The following is a 3,154-nucleotide window of genomic DNA, read 5'->3' as shown; positions in this document are numbered from 1 at the left end:
TATGGCTTGCACTCGCTTTACTCTGCCGCGCAGCGGCTTCGTTCAACAAGCAATTTAAGAGGGATTCTGTAGTTGACCCGATCTAATGGACACCTTCAATTGTAATTGGAGGTGTTTATGCCAGCTTATAAATCAGGTAAAAAAACTCAACAATATCTTACGGAATTTAAGGTAACTGCTGTCCGACTTTCGCTTCGAGAAGGAGCTACAGTTAAAAGCGTGGCGCTATCATTAGATATCCACCCTTATATGCTTTCTAAATGGCGAAAGGACTATAGAGAAGGGGTTATTATGGAAGATAAACGTAAGAAAAGGACTCAGATCCCGAGCCAGAAAACTGAGTCTAGTCGGATTGCAGAGCTTGAACGTCAGAACGAACAACTTAAGCTCGAGAATGACTTGCTAAAAAAGTGGCAACGATTCGTTGCCCAAGAAAATCGACAAAATTCCGATTCATAGCCCATTACAAAACACGTTATTCCATAGTATTGATGTGCCGGGTTCTATCTGTTTCTAAGTCGGGTTACTACGCATGGCTTGGTAGAGAGCCAAGTCGCTATGCTCAAGAAGAGCAGGCTTTGAAGAAGCGAATAATTTAAGTGTTTTCTCAGGTAGTCCAAGGGTTCATGCAGAGCTTAGGCGCCAAGGAGTTTTGGTCAACCGCAAGCGTGTGGCTCGGATCATGAGAGAGCAAGGACTACGAGCGCGAAGTTATCGGATTTACCTAAGGATGGCCAAGCTACATCGGTTTTATCAATCGATTAAGAATATTAAAAAAGACACACCAAAACCAACGGCAGTTAATCAACAATGGTCTGGAGATCTCACGTATATAAAGCAAGGTAAACGTTGGATGTATTTAGCGGTCGTTATCGACCTTTACTCGCGTAAAATCGTCGGTTGGTCGCTTGGCAGTAAGAAGAGTACACAGCTAACGATGAGTTAGTTGAGAATGGCAATTAGAAATCGAAAACCACAAGAGCGGTTATTATTTCATACCGACAGAGGCTCTGAATATCGAGCACATGAAGTTCAAGCTTTATTATCAAAAAATGGAATTGTCCCAAGTATGAATCCTCCAGGTCATTGCACTGATAATGCGGAGGTGGAGTCGTTCTTCCATACGCTAAAAGGCGACATAATTAGGAAAAATAGCTACGTGGCATTTTTGAACTCCCTCGAAGTAAATTCTTACTGTTTTGCATAGTAAACTAGTTGCTATTAGCCTATTGGCATTTACAATGCCAATTAGGAGTGGATATGTTCAAGTGCCCAAACTGCGCAGAGCCCTTGACTGTAAGGGATAAGTTTAAATTCATCCCTGGCAAACTAATAAAATGCAAAAAGTGTTGTCATGAGTTGAAGCTCTTCAAGGCCTATTATTATGCTACCTTTTTTGTTGCAGCTTCGGGTAGTTCCCTTTTCGTCAATCAATTCGGACTTAACGAGTTAAATGCCGCAGGATTAACGTTTGCGTGTTGTTTTTTGTGGTTTATATGTCAACCAATTAGGAAAGCGTAGTTTTAACAAAACGACGTTTAAGACGGATTCCCAACGCTTGGCATTTTCGGATTGCTTTGAATTTAGTGTTTACGGCACGATTGTTTAGGTTTGGTGGTCAACGTTTACCACTGCTTAACGCGATGCTAGTTGCCGTACACCGCATTGCGTTGCTCACCACATAAGCGGGCGTCATACATCGCTAACCAATGATTGATAGATATATGATTTACAAATGGATTTGTGTTTTAGGATGTATAACTCTCTTGATTTACAGTTGTAGCCGAAAACAAGAAATACAAAATGGCTGCTTTCAATCGTTCTCTATATTGGCAACCGATTATTTTGGAACAAGTGAGCCTCAGGTATGGAAAATTATTGGAAAGAATGCGGGTGACGACTTCTTGCTGGATAATGAAATTTTGGGTTTTGTTGTAGACCGTGATTTTAGCTCTTATATGGAGCCACTTGCTGATAGGGAAGTGCTTAAGTTCACAGGTCGCGTATATAAGTCTTGGCCGAGTTGGCCAGAAAAACACCTTGGTGGCGGCCGCAAGAACATTCAATATGAAGTCCTTATTAACCATGGTAAGTATTTGGTTCTTGATAGAAGGTCTAGAAGTAAACACATACCATCAATTGAAAAGCGCTGTGATTTTTAACGCACAGATGTATAACAAGCATTTGAGAGTGATTCGCAACGCTTGGCGTTTTCGCTTTGCTCAAAGTATAGCTAAGCGCCGCTCACACCTTAATGCAGCGTATACGCTTCGATGTCAATGGAAGGGAAATCGATGGAAATATCAAAGAAAGTTATTGTAATCATTACCCTTACTATTTTGCCTTTAGTATTTTTAGGTTCAAAAGTACTCACGGACACGAAACAGCGGCTGGTTGATGAAGAACTTAATCTTGTCCGTCCGATATTAGAGGGGATTGCTGAAAATTTAAAAGAGCCATATAGATTTCCTCTGGATTCACGTTCAGAATTACAGGGTTTTGCCTCATTTAATACTGCTTCTCGATTTCCTCATTTATATCATGCTGCTATAGACTATTTTGCTGAAGTTGGAGAGCCTGTATACGCTATTGCTGATGGTGTTGTAAGTTATTCTGGTTATATGAACGGTTACCCTGGCGTTGTGATTATTGATCACCCAAAAGAAAACCTTTATTCATTGTACGGTCATCTGTCATTAAAAAGCTGGTTAGTCTCAAAAGGGGCAATTAAAAAAGGGGATTTGCTTGGTTATATAGCTGACCCTTCAGAGGATTTTGGCATTGGTGTAAATGCCCATATACATTTTTCAATAAGAATGGGGTCACGTATGGAATACCCCGAAACTGGTCCCGATCGTTGGATGGGGGGATACACAACAGAACCTCCAATATTTAAAGGGTACATAGACCCTGAACAATTCATATTACTAACCAAGTCTAAATTATCACGAAACTAATCCAATATGCGTATAACAAATAATGATTGAGCGTTGCCTAGCCAACGTTAAATCCCGAGTGTTAAACAAGTCCGAAGTCACTTTATTAAGTAAATTGCACTAGCAGCCAAATAACAACAAAAATAAAAAAGCGAACCAAGTGGTTTAATGCCGATCAGTTAAAGCCAAAGTGATCGGTTGAAGGATCCTTCCGAGCT

Annotated in this window: 2 protein-coding genes and 1 pseudogene; all 3 read left to right on the top strand. The window is 40.6% G+C overall.

Annotated elements, in window-relative coordinates; all coding sequences use genetic code 11:
• Positions 1-117: 117 nt before the first annotated feature.
• Positions 118-1,159 (top strand): annotated as a pseudogene (locus tag ACED53_RS23115) (IS3 family transposase); the annotation flags it as partial.
• Positions 1,160-1,724: 565 nt separating this feature from the next.
• Positions 1,725-2,162, top strand: coding sequence for a hypothetical protein (locus ACED53_RS23110; RefSeq protein ID WP_017097967.1), 438 nt, complete (start codon positions 1,725-1,727; stop codon positions 2,160-2,162).
• A 132-nt stretch (positions 2,163-2,294) separates the two neighbouring features.
• Entirely contained in the window at positions 2,295-2,957 is a 663-nt protein-coding gene (locus ACED53_RS23105; protein WP_029223951.1) for a M23 family metallopeptidase, read from the top strand.
• The last annotated feature ends 197 nt before the right edge of the window (positions 2,958-3,154 follow it).

It is taken from the genome of Vibrio sp. 1F169 (assembly GCF_041439605.1).
In the GTDB taxonomy this organism is placed as follows: domain Bacteria; phylum Pseudomonadota; class Gammaproteobacteria; order Enterobacterales; family Vibrionaceae; genus Vibrio; species Vibrio tasmaniensis_A.
Note: the sequence above shows the minus strand (reverse complement) of the source record. Positions and strands in the feature narration are given on the sequence as shown.

Coding starts and splice junctions, on each gene's coding strand:
- ACED53_RS23110 (WP_017097967.1), top strand. CDS start 1,725: ATGATTTACAAATGGATTTGTGTTTTAGGATGTATAACTCTCTTGATT.
- ACED53_RS23105 (WP_029223951.1), top strand. CDS start 2,295: ATGGAAATATCAAAGAAAGTTATTGTAATCATTACCCTTACTATTTTG.